We start from the raw sequence: 22,572 nt of genomic DNA, 5'->3' as shown, positions 1-22,572 counted from the left end.
GTTGGTGTTCCGTGGCGGTGGCACCGAGGCGCCGCTGAGGCTTTCGGTCTCGCCGCGTGCCCGGGTCATGCGGCTGCGGGTCGATCCCCGCACGGCGGAGGTGCTGCTCACCGTCCCGCGCCGCGTGTCGCGCCGCAGGGCCCTGGAATGGGCCGCAGGCCATCGGGCGTGGATCGAGCAGCAGCTCGCCCGGATCGAGCCGGCGCAGGGCCTGGGGCCCGGCACGGAAATCCCCTTGTACGACGTGCCGCACCCGGTGGAGTGGGACGAGCGCCGCTCCCGCGTCGTCCGCCTGGAAGGCGGGACGATCGTCACCGGGGGGCCGCGCGAGACGGTCCAGCCCCGGCTGCTGCGCTGGCTGGCGCGCCACGCCCTCGACGTGCTCAGCAAGGAGACGGCGGAGTTCGCCAGTAAGGCGGGCGTCGGGGTGACGCGGGTGTCGGTGGGCGATCAGCGGTCGCGCTGGGGCAGCTGCTCATCGAGCGGAGCGATACGCTACAGCTGGCGGCTGATCCTTGCGCCGGACTGGGTGCGCCGCGCCACCGTCGCGCACGAGGTCGCGCACCGGGTGCACATGAACCACGGCCCGCACTTCCATGCCCTGGTCGAGACCCTGCTGGAGGCGGATCCCGCCCCGGCGCGCTTATGGTTGCGGCGCCACGGGGCGGCGCTCCACCGCATCGGCGCCTGAGCGCGGCTCGCGCGGCGGTATCGCCCGCTCATCGGATCGGCGCGGCGTCGGCACGCGCTCCTGACGATCGGGGTTGGTCGCCCGCTCGACCAGATCCTCGAGGCTCTCGTCGGGCTGCGGCCGAAGGTCTTCGACCGGCGGCGACGCACCGCCCGGTTCGGCCGGCGTGCCGATCGGATTGCCGTCGGCATCGACCTGGGCGGCAGAGTTCGGCGGCGCGTCGAACCAGGCTTCCTGATCGGGCTCGGTCGCCCATTCCGGCGGCGCCACCTGGGTCTGGAACTGCTCGATCGGCCGGCTGGCCACCGCGCGGCTCATGAAATCGTGGAACGCCTGAGCCGGCGCACGTCCGCCCTGCAGGCCGGGAATTGCCTTGTTGTCGTCCCGGCCCATCCAGATGCCGGTGGTGAGGCCGCTCGAGAAACCGAGGAACCAGCCGTCCTTGTTCGAGCTGGTCGTGCCGGTCTTGCCGGCGACCGGCCGGCCGATCTGGGCGGCGCGGCCGGTTCCGGTCATCACCGCTGCCTGGAGAAGATCGGTCATCTGGGCTGCCACGTGCGGTGCGACCAGCACGCGCGCTTCGCCGGGATCGTGCTGATAGAGGAGCTCGCCCTCCGCGGTCGTGACCCGGCGGATGCCGTAGGGAACCACCGCCGTGCCCCGCGCGGCAACCGACGCATAAGCGCGGGTCATGTCGATCAGGCGAACCTCGGAGCTGCCGAGCGCGATCGAGGGGTGTGTGCTGACCTTGCTGGTGATGCCGAAGCGCTGCGCCATGTCGGCGACGGTGCGGAAGCCGACCTCCTGGGCGAGCTGCGCCGAGACCGTGTTGATCGACTGGGCGAAGGCCTGGCGGAGGGTCACCGCGCCGGCGAAATTGCGGTTCGAATTGCGCGGGCTCCAGCCGTTGATCGTGATCGGCTTGTCCTCGACCGCCGATTCCGGCGTGTAGCCGAATTCGAGCGCGGCGAGATAGACGAACAGCTTGAACGACGAGCCCGGCTGGCGGGTCGCCTGGGTCGCACGGTTGTAGATCGACTGGACGTAATCCCGGCCGCCCACCATCGCGCGCACCGAGCCGTCGCGGTCGAGCGCGACCAGTGCGCCCTGCGCGCCCTGCGGCGTGGCGGAATTGATCACCTGATCGGCCAGCTTCTGCATGTTGGGGTCGAGCGTCGTCCAGACCTCGATCGGCTCGACGCTCTCCTCGATCAGCGTATCGAGCTGCGGGAGCACCCAGTCGGTGAAGTAGCGGACGCTGTTCTGCTTCGGCGTCGGAACGATCCTGACGTCGGCGGGCTCGGCTGCGAAGGCCTCCGAGCTGGTGATGTCGCCGTTTCGCCGCATGAGGTCGATGACCACCTCGGCGCGTCCCCGCGCCGCTTCGGCGTCGGCGGTGGGCGAGTAATTCGACGGCGCCTTGACCAGGCCGGCGATGATCGCGGCTTCCGAGAGAGTGAGGGAATCCGCAGAATGGCCGAAGAAACGGCGCGACGCGGCGTCGATGCCGTATGCACCGCCGCCGAAATAGACGCGGTTGAGGTAGAGCTCGAGGATCTGCTCTTTCGAGAAGCGGCGCTCGAGCGCCAGAGCGAGGATTCCTTCGCGAACCTTGCGGCCGTAGCTGCGGTCGCTGGTCAGGAAGATGTTGCGGGCGAGCTGCTGGCTGATCGTCGAGACGCCGCGGACCTTGTCGTCCCGGCTGAAGCTCACGCCGATGCCGCGGATGATGCCGACCGGATCGACGCCCGGGTGATAATAGAAACGGCGATCCTCGACCGCGACCATCGCCTTCTTCATGATCTCGGGGATCTGGTCAGAGCTCAGCCATCGGCCGAAGCTCGGCCCGAGGGAGACGAGGGTCGATCCGTCGGCCGCGCGAACCCGGATCATCTGCCCCAGATTGTCGCGGCGGACGAGCTCGGAATAGCTGGGCAGCTGGCTCATCGCGACGGCGACCGCCACGACGAGGGCGATCAAACCCAGGATCGAGCCGTACAGCCCGACCTTGAACAACGTAATCAGGGTGCGCTTGAGCCGCGACCTTTTCGGAGCTTCACTGGCCATGTGGCGCTAGGGATAGGGCGAAGGGCCCCCGGTCACAAGCGGCGAGCCCCTAGGGATTTATACGAGTCTATTTGCGCGGCTTGAAATCGAGCGATGCGCTGTTGACGCAATAGCGCAGCCCCGTGGGCCCGGGCCCGTCGGGGAACACATGGCCGAGGTGCCCGTCGCAGCGGGCGCAGCGGACCTCGACGCGGCGCATGCCGTGGCTGGTGTCGCCATGCTCGCTCACCGCGTGGCTGGCCGGCTCGGTGAAACTCGGCCAGCCGCTGCCGCTGTCATATTTGGCGCTGCTGTCAAACAGCAGCTCGCCGCATCCGGCGCAGCGATATTCGCCGGCTTCCTTGTTGTTGAGGTAACGCCCGGTGAAAGGCCGTTCGGTGCCGGCCTCGCGAAGCACGTGATATTGCTGGTCGGAGAGGCGCTCCCGCCAAGCACGCTCCGGGAGATCGAGGCGCTCTATCTCCTGATCATCCATGATGCCGCTCATTCTTCTCGTCCCGAAGCAGACGTAACACCCATGCCCTGCCCGCGGTTGCGCCGCATCAGAAGGTAGACGGGGACGCCGCTCAGCAGCAGGCCGAGCCCCCAGATCACCGGCTCTCGGCCGGCGCCGTAGATCGCCCATAAAGAGTAGAGGGCTCCGGCCAGCGCCGCCGCGGTCAGCGCAGCCGAGCGACCGATTCTGGCGCGCTGCTGGAGCCAAAGAGCCGCGATCGAGCAGGCGAGATAGGCGACGACCGATGCGAGGGTCGAAATCAGCGCGGTTACCGCGAACAGATCCCCGACCGATCGCGCCTGGTTGGCGAGGATCAGCACGGTCACCAGGCTGCTGGAGATCAGATGGGCGCGGACAGGTACGCCGGCGCCGCTGGTCTTCGCCATCCATGCCGGAAAGATGCCGTCGCGCGCGAGGGCGGTCGGCATCTCGCCCTGGATCAGCACCCAGCCGTTCAGCGCACCGAGCGCGCTGATCATCGCGAAGACCGCGACGAGCGAGGCCGGGCCCTCGCCCCAATAGCGGCCGATGAAATCGGCGAACGGCGCGGTCGACTGGCTCGCCTGCTCGGCGGGCAGAAGCAGCGCGACGCCCGAGCAGGCGACGAGATAGATGAGCCCGGCGGCGAGCGTGCCGATCAGGGTCGCGCGCGGGATCGTGCGGGCCGCGTCGGCGACGTGTCCCGCCGGAATCGTGGCGGATTCGAAGCCGACCATCGCCCAGAGCGTCAGCGTCACGGTCGCCGCAATCGCGGCGAGGCTGATGTCCTCGCCGCGCAGCGGCGGCACCGGGGCCGAGGCATCCGTGACTCCGCTCGAGACGAGCAGGGTCAGCACGATCGCCGCGGCGAGCGGCAGCAGCTTCAGGATCGTCGTCGCCAGCTGGACGCCGCCGACGCCGCGCAGGCTGACGCAATTGATCAGCGTGAACGTCCAGACGAAGCCGAGGGCGATCCAGGCGGGCGCTCCGGCCAGGCTCGGAAAGAGGTGGACGAAATAGCTCGTCGCGCCGACCGAGATCGCCGCGTTGGCGGTCCACACCGAGATCCAGTAGCTCCAGGCGACGACGAAGCCGGGCGCCCGCCCGAATGCCTCGCGGCAGAAGGCATAGGGGCCGCCGGCGCGCGGGAAGTGCCGCGCCAGAGTGGCGAAGACGAAGGCGAGGCACAGGGCGCCCGCGATCGTCACTATCCAGCCGAAGATCGCATTCCAGCCGAACGGTGCCAGCGCCTGCGGCAGGAGGAACGCGCCGGATCCCACCATGTTGCCGATGACCAAAGCGAGGCAAATCCAGAAGCCGAAGACGCGGCTCGAAGGTGGGCTCGAAGGTGGGGAAGTGGCCATTGCGCGCACGCCTAGCGACGGGACCCGTGCAAATCCAGCAAAGCTTGCCGGGCGATCGCGCAGAGGCTGGAATCGAAAGGCGGCTCCCCGGAAGGGGGTGTTGGATCCAGGCTTTCGTCGGGCCTGCCGGAAGGGGCAGGAAAATGGTGCGGTCGAGAAGACTCGAACTTCCACGGCCTTTCGGCCACAGCGACCTCAACGCTGCGCGTCTACCAGTTCCGCCACGACCGCACGTGATTGCACCGGAGGATCTGCCCCGGTGGCTGGCAGGAGCGGGCCTCTAGCAAAGGGTTTCGGGGGGCGCAATCGGCTTTTTGCGGTCAGTAGAGGAACATCGGCATGCCCTCGACGCGCATCAGCTTCGCGCGATAGGCCGTCCGGTCGTAGAGGCTCGGCACGTCGACGCTCTTGATGCCCTCGAGCAGGGTGCCGGCCGGGACGTGGCCGTAATTGCCGCCCTTCAATGTCACCATGCGTCCTGCCTCGCCGCGCTGCAGCAGCTGGATGGCGAGGCCCCCGAAGGCGAGGCCGACCATGCGGTCCATCGCGTCGGGCTCGCCGGCGCGCATGAGATAGGCGAGCTCCTGGAGCACCACCCCGCAGCCGAGCCGCGCCTTGACGGCGCGGGCAAGGCGATGGCCGACGCCGATGTCGTCGCGCTCGCTCGCCGATCGCGACAGCTGGCTGTCGCCATTGCCGTTCTCCCCTTCGAGACGCGCGCCTTCCGAGACGACGCACATCGCATAATGTCCGGGGCTGGACCTCTTGTCCTCCTCGAGCAGCGGCAGCAGCCGGTCGAGATCGGCCGGCACCTCGGAGATCACCGTGCGATCGACCTGGGCGAGAAAGCCGGCGAGCAGCGCCGTCTCGCCGCTGCGCCGCCCGAACAGCTCGATCACGCCGATCCGCTCGTGGCTCTCGACCGTCGTACGAAGCGCGTTGATCGCCTCGACCGAGCGGCTCACCGCCGTAGAAAAGCCGATGCAATAATCCGTGCCGTAGACGTCGTTGTCCATCGTCTTGGGGATGGAGATCACCGGCACGCCCTGTTCGGAGAGATGCGCGGAAAAGCGCAACGTTCCGTCCCCGCCCAGGGTAATCATCGCGTCGACGCCCATCGCGGAGAGCACGTCGAGAACCTTCGTGGTCTGGTCGCCGGCTGCGAGGGTCCGCGGATCCAGCCGCGAGGTATGGAGGATGGTGCCGCCCGTCCGGTCGATGCCGCGCACGCCCTCGCGCGTCAGGGTCAGGCTGCCCCGGGCGATGCTCTCCGAATCGGTCGGGTCGATCCCGAGCACGCCTTCCCATCCGCGGCGGAAGCCGACCACCTCCCATCCGAGGTCGTCGGCCGACAGGGTGATCGAGCGGATGCACGGATTGAGGCCCGGTACGTCGCCGCCCCCGGTGAGGATTCCGATCCGCACTCAGACCCTCGACGCGCGCACGCTCAGCTGGCCGGGCCGAAGCTGAGGTTGATCGCAGTGGCGCCGCGCGGCACGTCCACCTCTGCGCTGTTGAAGGTCGCGGTGGCGCCCGGCTGCAGCTTCGAGACGGGGGGCGAGATCGGCCAGGTGTAGACGGCGCGCCCCTGCGCATCGCGCAGCTCGGCGCGGATCGGCGGCACACGCTGTACCGAATTGGTCGGGTTCTTGATCTGGCCGCTGACGGTGAGCAGCTCGTTCCCGCTCGCCATCCTGCCGCGCTCGCCCTTGCCCTCGATGGTCAGCGCCGTGCCGCCGCCGCGGCCGATCGCCAGGCTGCCGCCGGTGCCGGGGACTCCGAAATAGAGGATCGCCGCCCAGGCCGAGATCATCACGATCGCCGCGACAACTGCCAGGATGGTCCACAATTTGGCGCGGTTGCGGCGCGGGCGGAACGGCGGCTCGTGCGCGAACGCGTCGAAATTCTCGGCTTCCGGTTCGGGAGCGGGGCCCAGGATGTCGGCAGCGGGGCGAACCGTCGCGTGCGGCACCTCGCGTTTCTGCATCTGGATCGGCGCCACCGGCGGAGGGGGCGGTGGCGGCGGAGGCGGGGGCGGCGGAGGCGCGGCCTCGCGGGCCGGCTCCGCCGTCGCGGCGGCGGAGGGACGGACCGGCGCCGGCTCCTGGAACCAGCTGTGGCGGCAATTGGCGCAGCGGACCTGGCGGCCCGACGCGCCGACAGCGCTGTCCGGCACGACGTAGCGCGTGTTGCAGGCTGGACAGCTGAGGATCATGTCTTGGGCGGCCCCGCTCGCTTTGTAATTGTGCCGAATCCAAGCACAGGTTTGGCTGCGCATGCAAGCAAATGCGCGGTTTTGGGTAGTTTACGCGGCGCCTCCCGGCATGCCATTGACGCCAGCTAGCCTGAATGGCGGGAGGCAGTGGAGCGGAGGCGGGCCTGAACATCCCCGGCAGCATCGTCCAGTTCGACAATGTCGGCCTGCGCTACGGCACGGGGGCGGAGACGCTTTCGGACCTCAGCTTTTCGTTGCGCGAGGGGGGATTCTACTTCCTCACCGGACCGTCGGGCGCCGGCAAGACGTCATTGCTGCGTCTGCTCTACCTCGCCCAGCGCCCCAGCCGGGGACTGATCCGGCTGTTCGGCGAGGACATCGTGACCATGCCGCGCAAGCGCCTGCCGGGCTTTCGCCGGCGGATCGGCGTGGTGTTCCAGGATTTCCGGCTGGTGCCGCACCTTTCCGCCTACGACAATGTCGCGCTGCCGCTGCGGGTGGCGGGCGTCGAGGAGCATGATCTCGAGACTCCGGTGAAGGAGATGCTCGCCTGGGTCGGGCTCGGCCACCGCGCCTCGGCGCGTCCCGCCACGCTCTCGGGCGGCGAGCAGCAGAGGGTGGCAATCGCGCGCGCGGTGATCGCGCGGCCGGAGCTGCTTGTCGCGGATGAGCCGACCGGCAACGTCGATCCGGAAATGGCCAAGCGCCTGCTCCACCTGTTCGACAGTCTCAACAAGCTCGGCACCACCATCGTCGTCGCGACCCACGATCTCCACCTGATCTCGAGCATCGGCCGGGCCGAGATGCTCCGGCTCGATCGGGGCGAGCTGCTCGATCCGACCGGCGCGCTGCGCCATCCGCCCCGCCGGGCCGAGCCGTGAAGGGCAACGTCCGCAAGTTCGGCGCCGCCGATCGGCGGCTGCTGCCGGAGGGGCGTCTCTCCGGTCCGATGCCGTGGGTAATCGCGATCATGATGTTCCTGACCGTGCTCGCCGCTGCCGCCGGGCTTGGCCTCGGGACTGCGGCGTCGAGCCTCGACGAGGATACGGGTACGCGGGCGACCGTGCAGATCGTCGAACCCAACCCCGACCGGCGCGAGGCGCAGGCACGCGCCGCTTTGGCCGTGCTGGAGGGGCAGGAAGGCGTCGAGAGCGTTCGGCGGATCGGATCGGAAGAGATGGAGGCGCTGCTCGAGCCCTGGCTCGGCCCCGGAGGCCTCGAGGGCGACCTGCCGATCCCGGCGATGATCGAGGTCGATCTCTCGCCGGCGGCCTATGCGCGGCTGGAGAGCCTGCGCGCCGCGGTGACCGAGGTCGCGCCGTCTGCGCGGGTCGACGACAATGCCCAGTGGCTGGCGCCGCTCGCCGGGCTGATCCGCGCGTTGCGGTGGCTGGCCGGGGCGCTGGTGCTGCTGATGATCGGGGCGACAGCGGCAACCGTCGTGCTCGCCGCGCGCGCGTCGCTCGATACCCATCGCAGCACGATCGAGGTGCTTCACCTGATGGGCGCGACCGATGTCCAGGTCGCCCGCCTGTTCCAGCGCCGCATTGCGCTCGACGCGCTGTTCGGCGGCATCGTGGGGCTGATCGCCGCCTCGCTCGTTCTTCTGGTCATCGGCGCGCGCGTCGGCGCGCTCGGCTCGGATCTGCTCGGCTCCGCGCATCTGCCGGTGTTGAGCTGGGCGGTGCTGGTGGCCTTGCCGGTTTTTGGCGTCGCGCTGGCGACGGTAGTGGCGCGGGCGACGATCCTCCGCGCCTTGGGGAGGATGTTGTGATCTCGCGTGCCTTGTCTTTCGTCGTTTTGCTCTACCTGCTCGGCTACGCCGCGTTCGCGGTGCTGCTGCCGCAGCCGGCCGGCGACGAGCGGACCGATGCCGTGGTCGTGCTCACCGGCGGCGCCTACCGCATGGAGCGCGGCCTCGATCTGCTGAAACGGGGCGTGGCCAAGCGGATGCTCGTCTCCGGCGTCGCACGAACCGTCCGCCCGCCCGAGCTCGCCGCCGAATATCCGGGCAACGACGCCCTGTTCCGCTGCTGCATCGATCTCGGCCGGGAATCGGTCGATACGCGCTCGAATGCGGAGGAGGTCGCGCGCTGGATGGAGAAGCACAGGTTCCGCAGCCTGCGGCTCGTCACCACCGACTGGCACATGCCGCGGGCACGCTTCGAACTCTCGCGGCGCCTCGGGGGCGATGTCGAAGTGATCGGCGATGCGGTGGCGAGCAACCCCAGCTTCCGGGCGCTGTTCACCGAATATAACAAATATCTGCTGCGCCGCGCGGCGGTGCTGGTCGGCGTCTGATGAACCTCGTCCGTTCGATCGCCTTCCTGATCGTCTTCTACAGCGTCACGGTGGTCGCCATCCTGGTGGCGGTGCCGATCGGATTGGTCGGCGGCCGTCCGGCGGTCCGCGCGATCGCGCGCGGCTGGGCGCTCTATCATCGTTGGTGCGCCGCCGTGCTGCTCGGCATCCGCACCCGGATCGAGGGCGCGGTGCCGAGCGGACCGGTGCTGATCGCGGCCAAGCACCAGTCGATGTACGAGACGATGGAGCTGGTCGCGATCCTCGACAATCCGGGGATCGTGATGAAGCGCGAGCTCGCCGAGATACCGGTCTGGGGTCGGCTCGCCCGCTCTTACGGCCTGATCCCCGTCGAGCGCGCCGGCGGGGCGACCGCCCTCAGGCGCATGCTCCGCGCCGCGGCAGAGACCGTCGCCGAAGGCCGGCCGATCGTCATCTTCCCGGAAGGCACGCGCGTTCCGGTCGGGGAGACGCCGCCCCTGCAGCCCGGCTTCGCCGGCCTCTACCGCGCGCTCGACCTGCCGGTGGTGCCCCTGTCGCTCGACAGCGGCAAGGTCTGGCCGCGGCGGAGCTTCGTGAAGCGGCCGGGCGTGGTGACGATGCACTTCGGAGAGGCGATACCGCCCGGGCTCCCCCGCAAGGATGCGGAAGCAAAGGTTCACGCGGCGATCAACGCGCTCTGACCGCCCGCCTCGGCGCGCCGGTGCGATCCGTGCTGCGCGCTCGGCCGGACATCGGAACGCTTCCGGGCCAGTTCCGTTCTTCCGCTTTCGCACCAACAGGAAAGCGCAGGAACCGGGTGAGCAACAGACTCGACAGCATCGATGCCTCGGTCTTCGAACCGCCCGCGGAAGCTGTCGATTTCTATGTCGAGAGCCTGCGCCTGCTCAACGAATCCCAGATCCCGTTCCTGCTCTCGGGCACCTATGCGCTCGGCTGCTACACCGGCATCACCCGGCCGACCAAGGACCTCGACATCTTCTGCAAGGTCAGCGACGCGCCGCGTATCCTCGCCTTCTTCAAGGCGAAGGGCTACGAGATCGAGGTCGAGGACGAGCGCTGGATCGGCAAGGTCTGGCGCGGAGAGCATTTCTTCGACGTGATCTTCAACATCTCGTCGGCGAGCCTGCCGGTGAACGACGACTGGTTCCGCGAGGTGTACGAGGTCGAGGTCTACGGCTCGACCGTGCGGATCACCCCGCCGACCGAATTTATCCTTTCGAAGCTCTTCATCCAGGATCGCTACCGCTACGACGGCGCCGACGTCGTGCACGTCATCCTGAAGAAGCACGACGAGATCGACTGGAAGCGGCTGATGACCGCGATGGAGCTCTATTGGGAGCTCCTGTTCATCCACATCCTCAATTTCCGCTTCATCTACCCGACGAAGCGCGACCGCATTCCGCGCTGGGTGTTCGACGAGCTGCTGGAGCGGATCCGGGCGCAGGCGGAGCTGCCGCCGGGCGGCATCGACATCTGCCGCGGCCGGCTGCTCAGCCCGCGCGATTACGTCACCGACATCGGAGAATGGGGCTTCGCCGACGTCGTCGGCAAGGGCCTCGAGGAACGGCATGAGCGAAAACACTGATACGATCACCCTCGCCGCGATCGGCGACCTCCACGTCACGGAGACCTCCCACAACCGCTACCGGGACCTGTTCGCCGAGATATCGGACAATGCCGATGTGCTCGCCCTTGCTGGGGACCTCACCAACTTCGGCAAGGCCGCCGAGGCCGAGCTGCTCGCCGAGGATCTGCGCGCCTGCTCGATCCCGGTCGTGGCGGTGCTCGGCAATCACGATTACGAGGCCGGAGACGCCGACGCGGTGTGCAGGATCCTCACCTCGGCCGGAGTCACCGTCCTCGACGAGCAGGCAATTGTGGTGAAAGGCGTCGGCTTTGCCGGCGTCAAAGGCTTCGTGGGCGGCTTCGGGCGCGGCGAGCTCGGGGCGTTCGGTGAGGACGCGATCAAGGTGTTCGTCGACGAATCCCGCAACGAGGCGCGCAAGCTCGAGAATGCGCTGCGCTCGCTGCGCACCGAGCGCACCGTCGCCGTCCTCCATTACTCGCCGATCGCCGAGACCGTCGCCGGAGAGCCGCCGGAGATCTTCCCCTTCCTCGGCTCGTCGCGCCTGGCCAATGCCATCGACCGGTTCGACAACGTCAAGGCGGTGGTCCACGGCCACGCCCATCGCGGCGCCTATTCGGGCCGGACCCCGGGCGGCGTCCCGGTGTTCAATGTCGCCCAGTTCGTCGTCGAGCCGGCGTTCGGCCGGCCCTACGCGCTGCTCGAGATCTAGCGGGGCTCCGCCGGGCGGGCGCCGGCCGGCTGCGGCGCCGCGACCGGCTGGGTGGGCACGCGCGGCGACGGCCGTGACTCGAGCAAGGCAGCGGTCTCGATCTCGTCGAGCGCGCGGCGCGCCGAGAGATAACGGCGCGCCTTGGCGATCCAGTCGCCGGCACGGGCGCTGCCGGGAAGCCGCGTCACCTCCGCCAGCGCGACTTCCACCTGGCCGCCCTCGAGGCTCGCGGTGGCGCGGCGCAGCCGCTCCGAGGCGAGGGTCGACTGCGTCCCTTCGCGCCGCACCGAGATCAGCCCGGCCATCTCGGTCTTGAACGCGGTCCACCAGCTCTGGTCCGGCCCTCCGCCGAGCAGGAACGGCGAGAGTCCGCGCAATTGCTCCTGCAGCTCCTGCAGCGTCACCGGCTCGCGCGCGCCGGTGATGATCGTCGCCACCGCCTGCGGCTGGGTCTGGGCGAAGCGCTGGCGAAGCAGTCCTTCGATATAGCCGAGCGCGACGCCGCGATCGAGCGCGCGCCGGGCGGCAAAGGCGACGAGCAGGCCTTCCGCGCGATCGGCATTGCCGACGGCGGCACGCGACTGGAGATCGAGCTGCGCAACCCGCTGCTCGAGCTGGGCGAGACGGCGGGTCGCCTCCGGATCGACCATCACCCGCCCGCTCGGATCGGCGGCGAGCACCGGGATCGGCTGGGCCTGCTGCGGGGGCGGGGTCACGGCCGCGGCCGGCGGGGCGGGCGGCGCGGGCGCGATGATGCCCAGCCGGACCGCGGCGTCGTCCCAGCGCGAGAGCGCCCAGCCCATCGCCGCGACGCCGGCGAGGAATGCGATCAGCGGCACCAGCAGATAGGACAGGATCGACCGTCGCGGCCGCTGGGCGGCGATGCGTTCGCCCGCATTGTACTCCATCTCTACCGATCCCCGTCTTGCGCGGCCGCAGCCTTGCACAGCTGCGCTGCGACTTCCAGCAATGCCTGATCGCGCGGTTCCGACGCCGAGGCGATCGCGGCCCAGCCGCTTCCCGCCGCGGCCGCCGCCGCGGGGCTGATCGCGGCGACGCGGATCTCCTGCCTGCGCTCGGCCAGCGCGGCGAAGGTCCGTGCCGCCCGCGGCGAATGGAGCAGGACGACGGCGCCGTCGGCGATCGCCTGTCGCGCCGCGGCGGGCAGCTCGGCGGCCGCTTCGGCGGCATAGACGAAGCGGCGGACCATCTCGACGCCGTCCTGCTCGATCGGGAGGTGCTCGCGCCCGCAGAGGTGTAGGATGCGGCGGTGGCCGTCAGCGGTCGCGAGCGCGAGCGCCGCAGCGCCGTCGTCGCGCCCTTCGATCACGGTGCGCAGGCCGGCCGCACGCGCTGCTTCGGCGGTGGCCGGCCCAACGGCGTAACAGGGGAGATCGGGCAGCATGCCGGCATGACGCGCCGCATTGGCGCTGGTCAGCAGCAGTGCGTCGCAGGGAGCCGGCATCTCCCAGGCGAGCGGCCGGATCTCGAACAGCGGCGCCACGATCGGGCGAAGTCCGCGGGCGCGCGCCCGCGCAGCCGTCTCCTCAGCCGCCGGCTGCGGCCGCAGGACGAGGACGCGGTTCACCCGGCGAAGAGCGCCCGTAGCGCCGGCGAAGCCTTGCCGAGAAGGCAGCGCGCGATCTCGAGAGGAGTGTCGAGATCGTCGGCCGCGAAGCGTTCGTCGCAGCGTTCGACTTCTCCGCCGTCCGGAGTCAGGATTTCGCCGCGAAGGTGGATGGTATCGCCGTCGAGCTGGGCCAGCGCGGCGATCGGCGACCGACAGGTTCCCCCCAGGCCTTCGAGCAGCCGGCGCTCGGCGCGCACGCAAAGGTGGGTCGGCCGGTGATCGATCGCGGCGATCAGCGCGCGCATGCGGCGATCGCTGCTACGCACCTCGATCCCGACGGCGCCCTGCGCCGGCGCGGGCAGGAAGTCGTCCAAGACGACTCCGATCTCGTCATGCTCGAGCCGCTCCAGTCCCGCGGACGCGAGCAAGGTGGCATCGGCCTCGCCCTGCTGGAGCTTCCTGAGCCGCGTCTCGACATTGCCGCGGAACGGCACGATGACCAGGTCCGGCCGTCGCGCCAGGATCTGGGCGGCGCGCCGCGGCGACGAGGTCCCCACCCGCGCCCCTGCCGGCAGGGCGGCGAGGCTGGCGGCGCCGATCAGCCGGTCGCTGACGCTGGCGCGCGGCAGCATCGCGGCGATCTCGAGCTCGGCCGGCCGAAATGTCTCGACATCCTTCATCGAGTGAACCGAGATGTCGGTCCGGCCGTCGCCCAGGCAGGCGTCCAGCTCCTTGGTCCACAATCCCTTGCCGCCGATCTCCGCCAGCGGCCGGTCCCGAACGATGTCGCCGGTCGTGGTGATCGGGACGATCTCGATATGCTCGGGGCCCCAGCCATGCGTGCCGCGCAATGCGGTGGCGACCATGCGCGCCTGGGCGAGCGCCAGAGGCGAGCCGCGCGTGCCGATACGGAGGGTACCCATCATGGGGCGCTTGGCTAGCGCCTCCGGCGGTGGCAGGGAAGCGTCGATGAGCCTGATCCTCGGAATAGAATCGAGCTGCGACGAGACGGCCGCCGCACTCGTCACCAGCGAGCGGCGGGTGCTGGCGCACCGCCTGGCCACGCAGGAGAGCGAGCACCGGCCGTTCGGCGGCGTGGTTCCCGAGATTGCCGCGCGCGCGCACGTCGAGATCCTGCCGAGCCTGATCGAAGAGGCTCTGGCCGAAGCCAAGGTGCGGCTTGCCGACGTCGATGCGATCGCCGCCACCGCAGGGCCCGGCCTGGTCGGCGGCGTGATGGTCGGCCTGGTCACGGCCAAGGGACTGGCCCTGGCGAGCGGCAAGCCGCTGGTCGCGGTCAACCATCTCGAGGGTCACGCGCTCTCGCCGATGCTGAGCGAGCCCGATCTGGCTTTCCCTTATCTGCTGCTCCTCGTCTCCGGCGGACATTGCCAGTTGCTGTTCGTCGAGGGGCTGGGTCGCTACCGCCGCCTCGCCACCACGATCGACGACGCGGCCGGCGAGGCTTTCGACAAGACGGCCAAGCTGCTCGGCCTCGGCTATCCCGGCGGGCCGGCCGTCGAGCGCGCCGCCGAGGCGGGCGATGCTAATGCGGTGCCCCTGCCCCGGCCGCTGGTCGGCTCGCCCGAGCCGCATTTCTCCTTCGCCGGGCTGAAGAGCGCGGTGCTGCGCGCCCGCGACGGCGGCGCCTATCGCCCGGCCGATCTTGCCGCGTCCTTCCAGCAGACGGTGGTCGATTGCCTCGTCAATCGCACCGCGCGGGCGCTGCGCGAGGCACGCGGGGCGACGGCGCTGGTGGTGGCGGGCGGCGTTGCCGCGAACAAGGCGATCCGCGGCGCTCTCACGGATCTTGCCGCTGCGCACGATCTCCCGTTCGTCGCACCGCCGCTCTGGCTGTGCACCGACAATGCGGCGATGATCGGCTGGGCCGGGGCCCTGCGCTTCGAGGCGGGGCTGATCGACGGACTCGACGCGCCGGCGCGCGCCCGCTGGCCGCTCGATCCTGACGCGGAAAAGGTGCGCGGCGCCGGTGTGAAGGCGTGAGCACGGCCGGGCAGTCGCAACGAGGGGGGATCTGGTGACGGGAACGATCGGCGTGATTGGCGGCGGCGCCTGGGGCACGGCCCTTGCGCAGGTCGCGGCGGGCTCCGGCGAGGCGTTGCTCTGGGCGCGCGAGTCCGAAGTGGTGGAGAGCATCAACGCCGCGCGTGAGAACCGGCTTTTCCTGCCGGGCATCGCCCTGGATCCGGCGATCCGTGCCACCGACGATCTTTCTGCCCTGGCCGGCTGCGAGGCGCTGCTGGTGGTGACACCGGCGCAGCACATGCGGGCGGTGCTCGCTGCCATGCCCCGGCTGGAGGCTCCTTTGATCCTCTGCGCCAAGGGCATGGAGGAATCGACCACGAAGCTGATGCACGACGTCGCCCGCGAGGAGCAGCCCGACGCGCCGATCGCCGTCCTCTCCGGCCCCACCTTCGCGCACGAGGTGGCGGCGCGCCAGCCGGCCGCCGTCACGCTTGCCGTCGAGGCGCAGGCGGTCGGCGAGCGCCTTCGCGCCCGCCTCGCCCGGCCATGGTTCCGGCCCTATCTCTCGGACGACGTGATCGGCGCCGAGATCGGCGGGGCGGTGAAGAACGTCCTGGCGATCGCCTGCGGGGTGGTCGAAGGACGCGGCCTCGGCCTCAACGCCCGCGCCGCGCTGATCTCGCGCGGCTTCGCCGAGATGACTCGCTTCGGCCTCGCCCGCGGCGCCCGGGCCGAGACGCTCGCCGGTCTCTCGGGTCTCGGCGATCTCGTCCTCACCTGCTCCTCGACCAGCTCGCGGAACTTCAGCCTGGGCAAGGGCCTGGGCGAAGGTCGCAGCGCGGCGGAGCTGCTGCGCGACCGCCGCACCGTCGCGGAAGGCGCGTTCACTGCGCCGGTGCTCGATCGCGCCGCGCGCGCCGCCGGCGTCGACATGCCGATCGTCGCCGCCGTCTGCGCCTTGCTGTCCGGCGAAGGTTCGGTGGGAGAGGTCGTCGAGCGCCTTCTCGCCCGGCCGCTGAGGGCCGAGGGCGCCTGAGCGACTTAGAAGTCCCAGGCCCTGCCGTTATTCTCCCAATCGCCGTAGCGGGTCGGCTCCTCGCCCTTCGGGCCGCCGACCTCCTGCGCTTCGGCGGCCGGTGCCGGCTGCGGCACGGGCGGGCTCTTCGAGAGATAGGCTGGGGCTTTGACGTGCGGGGGGCGCTTGCCGGTCACGGGGGCTTCCAATTGAACAAAGGGTTCGATCACCCCACATTTCGGACGTGAAAGGCACGTTCGCAAGATGATCGACCCAAGATGAATGGCATGAAGACCCTGATGCTCCTGGCCGGGCTCACCGCCCTGTTCATGGGCTTGGGCTACGCGCTCGGCGGCGCGGGCGGCGCGCTGATCGCGCTGATCGTCGCCGCGGCGCTCAACCTGTTCACCTTCTGGAATGCCGACCGGATCGTCCTTCGCATGCACAATGCCAAGGAGGTGACGGCGCAGGAATGCCCGCAATTCGCCGGCATGATCGCCCGCCTCGCCGCCCGTGCCGGGCTGCCGATGCCGCGCGTCTACCTGATCGATTCGCCCCATCCCAATGCTTTCGCGACCGGGCGCGATCCCGCTAACGCGGCGGTCGCCGCGACCACCGGCCTGCTCGCCGTTCTCGAGCGCGACGAGATCGAGGCGGTGATGGCCCACGAGCTCGGCCACGTCCGCAATCGCGACACGCTGATCATGACGATGACCGCGACCATCGCCGGCGCGGTCTCGATGCTCGCCAATTTCGGCTTCTTCTTCCACAACGGCGAACGGGCCAATCCGCTGGCGATGATCGGCGCGATCTTCCTCGCGCCCTTTGCCGCGATGATCGTCCAGCTCGCGATCAGCCGCACTCGCGAATATGGCGCCGACCGGATCGGCGCCGAGATCTGCGGCAATCCTCGCGCTCTCGCCTCCGCGCTGGCCAAGCTTCACCGCGGCGCGGCGCGGGTGCCGAACCCGGTGACCGCGCGCAATCCCGCGCTCGCCGCCCTCTACATCGTGCCGGGCGGCAGCGGCGGGCGCGACAGCCTGTTCTCCACCCATCCGGACACCGCCAACCGGATTGCGGCGCTCCAGCGTATCGCAGGCGAGATGGGCCTTGCTCGGACCACGCACGGCGCTTCCTCTCCGACCGTCCCCGTCACTGCCCGGCGGGGCGGGACGCGCAGCGCGCTTGATCCGCTCCGGAAGCGGTCCTAGTCGCGACGCTTTGAAAGCCTGAGATCATTATGGATGACGTTGCCGGTCTGCCGGCCCGCCGGGCGGCGTTGCGCCTGCTGGACGCGGTGTTGCGCAAGGGCCTGCCGCTCGAGGCCGCGCTCGACGTGGCGGCGCGCGATCTGACCCGTGCCGACGATCGCGGCTTCGCCCATGCCATCGCCGCCGAGGCCCTGCGGCGGCTTGCCGATCTCGATGCGCTGATCGACAGCGCCACCCGGCGGCCGCTGCCCGATGATGCCAAGGCCCGGTCGGCGCTCCGCATCGCCCTCGTTCAGGCGCTGGCGATGGACACCCCGCCGCACGCGGCGATCGCGACCGTGCTGCCGCTGGTTCACGGAGGACCGCGCAAGCTGGTCCACGGCGTATTCGGAACGCTGATGCGCGGCGGCGCGTCGCTTCCTACGCCGCCGTCCCTGCCGCCCGCGGTTGCGGCGCGATGGGAACGGCATTGGGGGCCCGAAGTCGTGGCCGCCGCGGCCGCGTTGCTCGCCGCCCCGCCGCCGCTCGACCTGATCTTCGCCGCCGGTGCGGAGCCGAGCGACCAGATGGACGGCGTCGGCCTGCTGCCCGGCCACCTGCGTCTGCCCGGCCGGACCGCGGTCGCCGGGCTCACCGGCTATGGCGAGGGACGCTGGTGGGTGCAGGACGTCGCCGCCTCGATCCCGGCGCGGCTCCTCGGCACGGGCGAAGGGCGGACCGCATTGGACCTCTGTGCCGCACCTGGCGGCAAGACGATGCAGCTCGCCTCGGCAGGGTTCGACGTGACGGCGGTCGATTCCTCGGAGAGTCGTCTCGCACGACTTTCGGAAAATCTCGCCCGCACCGGCCTATCGGCGCGCATCGTCGCGGGAGACATCATGCGGTGGAGCCCCCCCGAGAAGGTCGATGCGATCCTGCTCGATGCGCCCTGCTCCGCGACCGGCATCTATCGCCGCCACCCCGACGTCCTGCATCGCGTGCGGCCGAAGGCGATCGCCGAGCTGGCCGAGACCCAGGCGGCGATGCTCGATCGCGTCTCCGGCTGGCTGAAGCCCGGCGGGACCCTGGTCTATTCGGTCTGCTCGCTCGAGCCGGAGGAGGGCGAGCAGGTGGCCGAAGGCTTCTTGCGGACCCACCGAAGCTATCAGGCCGCCCACGTCTCCGCAGGGGAATTGCCGGAAACCATTCCGGTCGAAGGCCATCGCATCAGGATGCTGCCCGGCGTCTTTGCCGAGGCCGGCGGCGCCGACGGCTTCTTCATCGCACGCTTCCGCCGCAGCGCGGATTAACCGGCCTCGCTTTCCTTGTGCCTCCGCGCGCCCCGGTCTATCGGATCGGGCGTGCAGCAGCCCGTCCGTATCTCCCCCTCGATCCTCTCCGCCGATTTCTCGAAGCTGGGAGAGGAAGTCCGCGCGATCGACGCCGCGGGCGCCGACTGGATCCACGTCGATGTGATGGACGGCCATTTCGTCCCGAACCTGACGATCGGACCGGCCGTCGTGAAGGCGCTGCGCCCGCACACCGCCAAGCCGTTCGACGTCCACCTGATGATCTCGCCGGTCGATCCGTTCCTCGATGCCTTCGCAGAGGCGGGGGCGGACATCATCACCGTCCATCCGGAAGCGGGGCCGCATCTCCACCGTACGCTTCAGAGGATCAAGGCTCTGGGCAAGCGCGCCGGCGTGTCGCTCAATCCGGCGACGCCGGCCAAGATGCTCGATTACGTCCTCGAGGAGGTCGATCTCGTGCTGGTGATGAGCGTCAATCCGGGGTTCGGCGGGCAGAGCTTCATCGCCTCGCAGCTCCGCAAGATCGAGGCGATCCGCAAGCAGATCGACAAATTGGGCAAGCCGATCGATCTCGAGGTGGACGGCGGCATCGATGCGGCGACCTGCCGCCAGGCGATCGATGCCGGCGCCGACGTGCTCGTCGCCGGTACCGCGACGTTCCGCGGCGGCCCCGACCGCTACGCGGAGAATATCAAGGGTCTCAGGGGATGAGCGCGGCGGGCCGGGCGGACTCCGAGGGGCGCGAGGACGGCATCGGCGAAGGGCGACGGCTGATCCGCGCAGGCGGGGATCGCGGCGTCTCCCTGGTCGAACGCGTCGCCTGGCGCCTGCAGCGCCTGTCGTGGCGCACTCCGTTCCAGAGCTTCCGGCTCCGCGGCCGCTACCCTCTCAAGCTGCTCGCCGTGCCGAAGGATCCGGTCGCCGGCGACAAGGCCGCAGGCGAGGCGATCCTTGCGGGCCACATCGTCCGGCGCGCAGCGCGTATCCCGATCGACTCGATGCGCTTCGACGATCCCGGCATGCCGCGGGATCTTTCCGATTATCTGCAGAGCTTCGAATGGCTGCGCGACCTCGCCGCTGCCGCGACCAGGGAGCGCGGCGCCAAGCCCGCCGAAGCGGCGATGCGCCAGTGGATCGCGGCGTGCGGGCAGGCGCCGAGCGATCGGGCCTGGCGTGCCGATCTGTGGGGACGACGGATCCTCTTCTGGGCGGCTTACGCCCCCTACATCCTTTCGAGCCGTGACCCCGAATACCGCGCTTCGGTGCTCAAGACGCTGTCACGCGGCGCGCAGCATCTCGACAAGACGGCCGAGAAGGCGCCGATCGGCCTTGCCCGTATCACCGCCTGGGCAGGGTCGATCGCCGCCGCCCTGATCGTGCAGGGCGGCCCGTCCCGCCTCAGCCGGGGTGAAGCCGGAATCCTCCGGGCGCTCGCCACCGGGCTCCACGACGACGGGGGCCTCGTCAGCCGCTCGCCCGTCGAGCAGTTGGCACTGGTCGAGCTGCTGAGCCAGCTTCGAGCGATCTATTTTGCCGGCGAGCACGACATGCCCGAGGCCGTTGCCGACGCCCTCGAGAGCGCCGTTGCGGCGCTGCTCGGCGTCACGCTCGGTGACGAGGCGCTGTCGAGCTGGCAGGGCGGCAACATGCTGTCGCGGCGGCGCGTCGCGGCGGCGATCGAGGGCACCGGCGTCCGCGCCAGGCCGCTCCGCCAGCCGCGCGGCTGGGGCTATCAACGGCTCGAGGCCAAGCACAGCGTCGTCGTGTTCGACGCCGCCCCGCCGCCGTCCGGCCGCGTGCTGTCGGGCGGCTGCGCCTCGACTCTCGCCTTCGAGTTCAGCGAAGGCGCTGCCCGCATCGTGGTCAATTGCGGCGGCGCTGCGGGTGCGCTCGGCGTGCTTCCCGAGGCGCTGGCGGAGGGGCTGCGCACCACGGCCGCCCATTCGACGCTGACGCTCGGCGACCGCAACTCCACCGCGATTCATCAGGACGGGACGCTCGGAAAGGGCGTCACGCAGGTCGAGCTGGCGCGCGACGAGACGGGCGGGGTCGTTCAAGTCGAGGCGAGCCACGATGGCTATGCCCGCCGCTTCGGGCTGGTCCACAAGCGGACGCTGACCCTGTCGCCGGACGGACGCGAGCTGCGCGGCGAGGACGTGCTCACCCATGACGGCCGCAAGCGGCGCAGCGAGGAGCTTCCCTTCTCGGTGCGCTTCCATCTCGCGCCGGCCGTCGAGGCCGCCACGACCGCCGACGGGCAGGGCGCGCTGCTGCGGATCCGCGGCGCCACCGTCTGGCAGTTCCGCTGCCGCGGCGGCCGGCTGGCGATCGAGGACAGCCTCTGGATCGACGGCGATGCGAAACCGCATGCCAGCCTCCAGCTCGTCATCAGTGGCGATTCGCCCCCCGACGGGACGGCCATCGCCTGGTCGTTCAAGCGGGCCTGAACGAAGTATCCGGGAGTAGATCGTTGCAAGACCAGGTGAAAGTGCGCCGTGCCCTGCTGTCCGTGTCCGACAAGACCGGCCTCGTCGACCTCGCCCGAGCGCTGGCGAACCATGGCGTCGAGCTGGTCTCGACCGGCGGCACCGCCAAGGCGATCCGCGAGGCCGGTCTCGACGTGAAGGACGTGTCGGAGCTCACCGGCTTTCCCGAGATGATGGACGGCCGGGTCAAGACGCTCCATCCGAAGGTTCATGGCGGGCTCCTCGCGGTCCGCGACGATCCCGCCCACGCCGCCTCGATGGCCGAGCATGCGATTGGCGCGATCGATCTGGTGATCGTCAACCTCTACCCGTTCGCGCAGACCGTCGCCCGCGGCGCGGAGCGCGACGAGATCATCGAGAATATCGACATCGGCGGCCCGTCGATGGTCCGCTCCGCCGCCAAGAACCACGCTTATGTCGCGATCGTCACCGATCCTGGCGATTACGCGGAGCTGACCCGCGCGCTCGACGAGACGGAGGGCGCGACCTCGCTCGACTTCCGCAAGTATCTGGCCGCCAAGGCCTTTGCCGCCACGGCGGCGTATGACGCCATGATTGCGCAATGGTTCGCGTTCGGCGACCAGGGGCAGATGTTCCCGGAGACGCTGCCGCTGACGCTGCGCCGGGGCGAGGCGCTGCGCTACGGCGAGAATCCGCACCAGAAGGCGGCGCTCTACCTGCCGATCGGCCCGCACAGCCGCGGCATCGCCCAGGCCGAGCAGGTCCAGGGCAAGGCGCTCAGCTACAACAATTACAACGATGCCGATGCAGCGCTCGAGCTGGTCGGCGAGTTTGCCGGCAAGGGACCCGCCTGCGTCATCGTCAAGCACGCCAACCCCTGCGGCGTCGCCACCGGCGGGTCGCTGCTGCAAGCCTATCAGGCGGCACTCGCCTGCGACTCCGTCTCCGCCTTCGGAGGCATTGTCGCGCTGAACGAGCCGCTGACCCGCGAAGCCGCCGAGGCGATCGCCGCGATCTTCACCGAGGTCGTGATCGCGCCGGACGCCGACGATGGCGCGCGCGAGGTGTTCGCCCTCAAGAAGAACCTCCGCCTGCTGCTCACCGGCGCCCTCTCCGATCCGCACCGCCCGGGTCTCGCGCTGAAATCGATCGCCGGAGGCTACCTCCTGCAGTCTCGCGACAACGGCCACGTCTCGCCGTCCGCTCTCAAGGTCGTGACCAGGCGCGCGCCGAGCGAACGCGAGCTCGCCGACTGCCTGTTCGCCTGGACGGTGGCGAAGCACGTCAAGTCGAACGCGATCGTCTATGCCAAGGACGGCGCGACGGCGGGCATCGGCGCCGGCCAGATGAACCGCCTCGAATCGGCGCGGATCGCCGCATGGAAGGCGAAGGACGCCGCCGAGAAAGCCGGCTGGGCGGAGCCGCGGACGATCGGCTCGGCCGTCGCCTCCGACGCCTTCTTCCCGTTCGCCGACGGCCTGCTCGCCGCGGTCGAGGCGGGCGCGACCGCGGTGATCCAGCCGGGCGGCTCGATCCGCGACGAGGAGGTCATTGCCGCCGCCGACGAGGCGGGCCTTGCGATGGTCTTCACCGGAATGCGCCACTTCCGCCACTGATCCGGCGCGCCCGGGCGACCACCGC

Annotated in this window: 23 protein-coding genes and 1 tRNA gene; 14 read left to right on the top strand and 10 right to left on the bottom strand. The window is 70.0% G+C overall.

Annotated features, from left to right (window positions below):
- Positions 1 to 4 precede the first annotated feature (4 nt).
- On the top strand, positions 5 to 691 hold the full coding sequence (locus E2493_RS04870; RefSeq protein WP_225421150.1) for a M48 family metallopeptidase: 687 nt from the start codon (positions 5 to 7) through the stop codon (positions 689 to 691).
- Here E2493_RS04870 and E2493_RS04865 read toward each other — a convergent pair.
- The 6 genes from E2493_RS04865 to E2493_RS04840 all read right to left on the bottom strand — a co-directional run bounded on the left by E2493_RS04865 (position 644) and on the right by E2493_RS04840 (position 6,812).
- Positions 644 to 2,758, bottom strand: a complete 2,115-nt coding sequence (locus tag E2493_RS04865) for a PBP1A family penicillin-binding protein (RefSeq protein ID WP_135084279.1) — start codon at positions 2,756 to 2,758, stop codon at positions 644 to 646. The two genes, E2493_RS04870 and E2493_RS04865, sit on opposite strands and share 48 nt — an antisense overlap.
- A gap of 67 nt (positions 2,759 to 2,825) precedes the next feature.
- Positions 2,826 to 3,245, bottom strand: a complete 420-nt coding sequence (msrB, locus tag E2493_RS04860) for a peptide-methionine (R)-S-oxide reductase MsrB (RefSeq protein ID WP_404828291.1) — start codon at positions 3,243 to 3,245, stop codon at positions 2,826 to 2,828.
- Entirely contained in the window at positions 3,242 to 4,597 is a 1,356-nt protein-coding gene (locus tag E2493_RS04855; protein ID WP_135084275.1) for an amino acid permease, read from the bottom strand. The genes msrB and E2493_RS04855 overlap by 4 nt, the downstream gene beginning before the upstream one ends.
- 144 nt (positions 4,598 to 4,741) lie before the next feature.
- Positions 4,742 to 4,828 (bottom strand) — tRNA-Leu (locus E2493_RS04850).
- Positions 4,829 to 4,917: 89 nt separating this feature from the next.
- Positions 4,918 to 6,021: a 6-phosphofructokinase gene (locus E2493_RS04845; RefSeq protein WP_135084273.1), complete on the bottom strand. Its 1,104-nt coding sequence runs from the start codon at positions 6,019 to 6,021 to the stop codon at positions 4,918 to 4,920.
- Between the two features lie 23 nt (positions 6,022 to 6,044).
- The gene (locus E2493_RS04840) at positions 6,045 to 6,812 is read right to left on the bottom strand and encodes a zinc-ribbon domain-containing protein (RefSeq protein WP_135084271.1); all 768 of its coding nucleotides are present in this window, start codon (positions 6,810 to 6,812) and stop codon (positions 6,045 to 6,047) included.
- A 134-nt stretch (positions 6,813 to 6,946) separates the two neighbouring features.
- Between E2493_RS04840 and ftsE the strand changes: the two genes are divergently transcribed.
- From ftsE to E2493_RS04810, 6 genes are all read left to right on the top strand, one after another.
- The gene (gene ftsE, locus E2493_RS04835) at positions 6,947 to 7,693 is read left to right on the top strand and encodes a cell division ATP-binding protein FtsE (protein WP_135084268.1); all 747 of its coding nucleotides are present in this window, start codon (positions 6,947 to 6,949) and stop codon (positions 7,691 to 7,693) included.
- Entirely contained in the window at positions 7,690 to 8,586 is an 897-nt protein-coding gene (locus E2493_RS04830; protein ID WP_404828290.1) for a cell division protein FtsX, read from the top strand. The genes ftsE and E2493_RS04830 overlap by 4 nt, the downstream gene beginning before the upstream one ends.
- Complete coding sequence (locus tag E2493_RS04825; protein WP_135084266.1) at positions 8,583 to 9,113, top strand: YdcF family protein; 531 nt, start codon at positions 8,583 to 8,585, stop codon at positions 9,111 to 9,113. Before E2493_RS04830 ends, E2493_RS04825 begins: the two co-directional genes overlap by 4 nt.
- A complete protein-coding gene (locus tag E2493_RS04820; RefSeq protein WP_191992963.1) occupies positions 9,113 to 9,796 on the top strand; it encodes a lysophospholipid acyltransferase family protein in 684 nt (227 codons plus the stop codon). Before E2493_RS04825 ends, E2493_RS04820 begins: the two co-directional genes overlap by 1 nt.
- A gap of 116 nt (positions 9,797 to 9,912) precedes the next feature.
- Positions 9,913 to 10,701, top strand: a complete 789-nt coding sequence (locus E2493_RS04815) for a nucleotidyltransferase family protein (RefSeq protein ID WP_225421149.1) — start codon at positions 9,913 to 9,915, stop codon at positions 10,699 to 10,701.
- Positions 10,685 to 11,413 carry a metallophosphoesterase family protein gene (locus E2493_RS04810; protein WP_135084261.1) on the top strand — a complete coding sequence of 243 codons (729 nt, stop codon included), beginning with the start codon at positions 10,685 to 10,687 and terminating at the stop codon, positions 11,411 to 11,413. The genes E2493_RS04815 and E2493_RS04810 overlap by 17 nt, the downstream gene beginning before the upstream one ends.
- On the opposite strand, the gene E2493_RS04805 is transcribed toward E2493_RS04810, so the two are convergent.
- From E2493_RS04805 to hemC, 3 genes are read right to left on the bottom strand one after another with little or no spacing between them, the layout of a single operon-like run.
- Complete coding sequence (locus E2493_RS04805; protein ID WP_135084259.1) at positions 11,410 to 12,321, bottom strand: hypothetical protein; 912 nt, start codon at positions 12,319 to 12,321, stop codon at positions 11,410 to 11,412. The genes E2493_RS04810 and E2493_RS04805 overlap by 4 nt on opposite strands.
- A gap of 2 nt (positions 12,322 to 12,323) precedes the next feature.
- On the bottom strand, positions 12,324 to 13,001 hold the full coding sequence (locus E2493_RS04800) for a uroporphyrinogen-III synthase (protein ID WP_135084257.1): 678 nt from the start codon (positions 12,999 to 13,001) through the stop codon (positions 12,324 to 12,326).
- Positions 12,998 to 13,909 (bottom strand): hydroxymethylbilane synthase, encoded by a 912-nt coding sequence (gene hemC / locus E2493_RS04795; RefSeq protein WP_135084255.1) that lies wholly within the window; start codon positions 13,907 to 13,909, stop codon positions 12,998 to 13,000. Before hemC ends, E2493_RS04800 begins: the two co-directional genes overlap by 4 nt.
- Before the next feature lie 43 nt (positions 13,910 to 13,952).
- On the opposite strand from hemC, the gene tsaD reads away from it, so the two are divergent.
- Both tsaD and E2493_RS04785 read left to right on the top strand, forming a co-directional pair.
- Positions 13,953 to 14,987: a tRNA (adenosine(37)-N6)-threonylcarbamoyltransferase complex transferase subunit TsaD gene (gene tsaD / locus E2493_RS04790; protein ID WP_135084253.1), complete on the top strand. Its 1,035-nt coding sequence runs from the start codon at positions 13,953 to 13,955 to the stop codon at positions 14,985 to 14,987.
- Between the two features lie 34 nt (positions 14,988 to 15,021).
- Positions 15,022 to 16,005, top strand: coding sequence for an NAD(P)H-dependent glycerol-3-phosphate dehydrogenase (locus E2493_RS04785; RefSeq protein ID WP_404828289.1), 984 nt, complete (start codon positions 15,022 to 15,024; stop codon positions 16,003 to 16,005).
- Positions 16,006 to 16,010: 5 nt separating this feature from the next.
- Here the strand turns inward: E2493_RS04785 and E2493_RS04780 are convergent, their stop codons facing one another.
- Positions 16,011 to 16,181, bottom strand: a complete 171-nt coding sequence (locus E2493_RS04780) for a DUF1674 domain-containing protein (protein WP_135084249.1) — start codon at positions 16,179 to 16,181, stop codon at positions 16,011 to 16,013.
- Positions 16,182 to 16,262: 81 nt separating this feature from the next.
- Here E2493_RS04780 and htpX point away from each other — a divergent pair, with 81 nt between their 5' ends.
- From htpX to purH, 5 genes are read left to right on the top strand one after another with little or no spacing between them, the layout of a single operon-like run.
- Positions 16,263 to 17,195, top strand: a complete 933-nt coding sequence (htpX, locus tag E2493_RS04775; RefSeq protein ID WP_135084247.1) for a zinc metalloprotease HtpX — start codon at positions 16,263 to 16,265, stop codon at positions 17,193 to 17,195.
- 29 nt (positions 17,196 to 17,224) lie between these two features.
- A complete protein-coding gene (locus E2493_RS04770) occupies positions 17,225 to 18,484 on the top strand; it encodes an RsmB/NOP family class I SAM-dependent RNA methyltransferase (protein ID WP_135084245.1) in 1,260 nt (419 codons plus the stop codon).
- 51 nt (positions 18,485 to 18,535) lie between these two features.
- Positions 18,536 to 19,195, top strand: a complete 660-nt coding sequence (gene rpe, locus E2493_RS04765; RefSeq protein ID WP_135084243.1) for a ribulose-phosphate 3-epimerase — start codon at positions 18,536 to 18,538, stop codon at positions 19,193 to 19,195.
- Positions 19,192 to 20,931, top strand: coding sequence for a heparinase II/III family protein (locus E2493_RS04760; RefSeq protein WP_135084241.1), 1,740 nt, complete (start codon positions 19,192 to 19,194; stop codon positions 20,929 to 20,931). Before rpe ends, E2493_RS04760 begins: the two co-directional genes overlap by 4 nt.
- Positions 20,932 to 20,954: 23 nt before the next feature.
- Complete coding sequence (gene purH, locus E2493_RS04755; RefSeq protein WP_135084239.1) at positions 20,955 to 22,547, top strand: bifunctional phosphoribosylaminoimidazolecarboxamide formyltransferase/IMP cyclohydrolase; 1,593 nt, start codon at positions 20,955 to 20,957, stop codon at positions 22,545 to 22,547.
- Positions 22,548 to 22,572: the final 25 nt, after the last annotated feature.

This window comes from Sphingomonas parva (ex Maeng et al. 2020) (assembly GCF_004564275.1).
Lineage (GTDB): Bacteria > Pseudomonadota > Alphaproteobacteria > Sphingomonadales > Sphingomonadaceae > Allosphingosinicella > Allosphingosinicella parva.
The sequence above is the reverse complement of the archived record's forward strand: the minus strand, read 5'-3'. Positions and strand labels throughout refer to the sequence as shown.

Excerpts from the sequence above, each read along its gene's own strand:
- ftsE (WP_135084268.1), top strand. The coding sequence starts at position 6,947 with ATGGCGGGAGGCAGTGGAGCGGAGGCGGGCCTGAACATCCCCGGCAGC.
- E2493_RS04805 (WP_135084259.1), bottom strand. The coding sequence starts at position 12,321 with ATGGAGTACAATGCGGGCGAACGCATCGCCGCCCAGCGGCCGCGACGG.
- E2493_RS04865 (WP_135084279.1), bottom strand. The coding sequence starts at position 2,758 with ATGGCCAGTGAAGCTCCGAAAAGGTCGCGGCTCAAGCGCACCCTGATT.
- E2493_RS04770 (WP_135084245.1), top strand. The coding sequence starts at position 17,225 with ATGGATGACGTTGCCGGTCTGCCGGCCCGCCGGGCGGCGTTGCGCCTG.
- htpX (WP_135084247.1), top strand. The coding sequence starts at position 16,263 with ATGAATGGCATGAAGACCCTGATGCTCCTGGCCGGGCTCACCGCCCTG.
- hemC (WP_135084255.1), bottom strand. The coding sequence starts at position 13,909 with ATGATGGGTACCCTCCGTATCGGCACGCGCGGCTCGCCTCTGGCGCTC.
- E2493_RS04760 (WP_135084241.1), top strand. The coding sequence starts at position 19,192 with ATGAGCGCGGCGGGCCGGGCGGACTCCGAGGGGCGCGAGGACGGCATC.
- E2493_RS04840 (WP_135084271.1), bottom strand. The coding sequence starts at position 6,812 with ATGATCCTCAGCTGTCCAGCCTGCAACACGCGCTACGTCGTGCCGGAC.
- E2493_RS04810 (WP_135084261.1), top strand. The coding sequence starts at position 10,685 with ATGAGCGAAAACACTGATACGATCACCCTCGCCGCGATCGGCGACCTC.
- msrB (WP_404828291.1), bottom strand. The coding sequence starts at position 3,245 with ATGAGCGGCATCATGGATGATCAGGAGATAGAGCGCCTCGATCTCCCG.
- E2493_RS04855 (WP_135084275.1), bottom strand. The coding sequence starts at position 4,597 with ATGGCCACTTCCCCACCTTCGAGCCCACCTTCGAGCCGCGTCTTCGGC.
- tsaD (WP_135084253.1), top strand. The coding sequence starts at position 13,953 with ATGAGCCTGATCCTCGGAATAGAATCGAGCTGCGACGAGACGGCCGCC.
- E2493_RS04820 (WP_191992963.1), top strand. The coding sequence starts at position 9,113 with ATGAACCTCGTCCGTTCGATCGCCTTCCTGATCGTCTTCTACAGCGTC.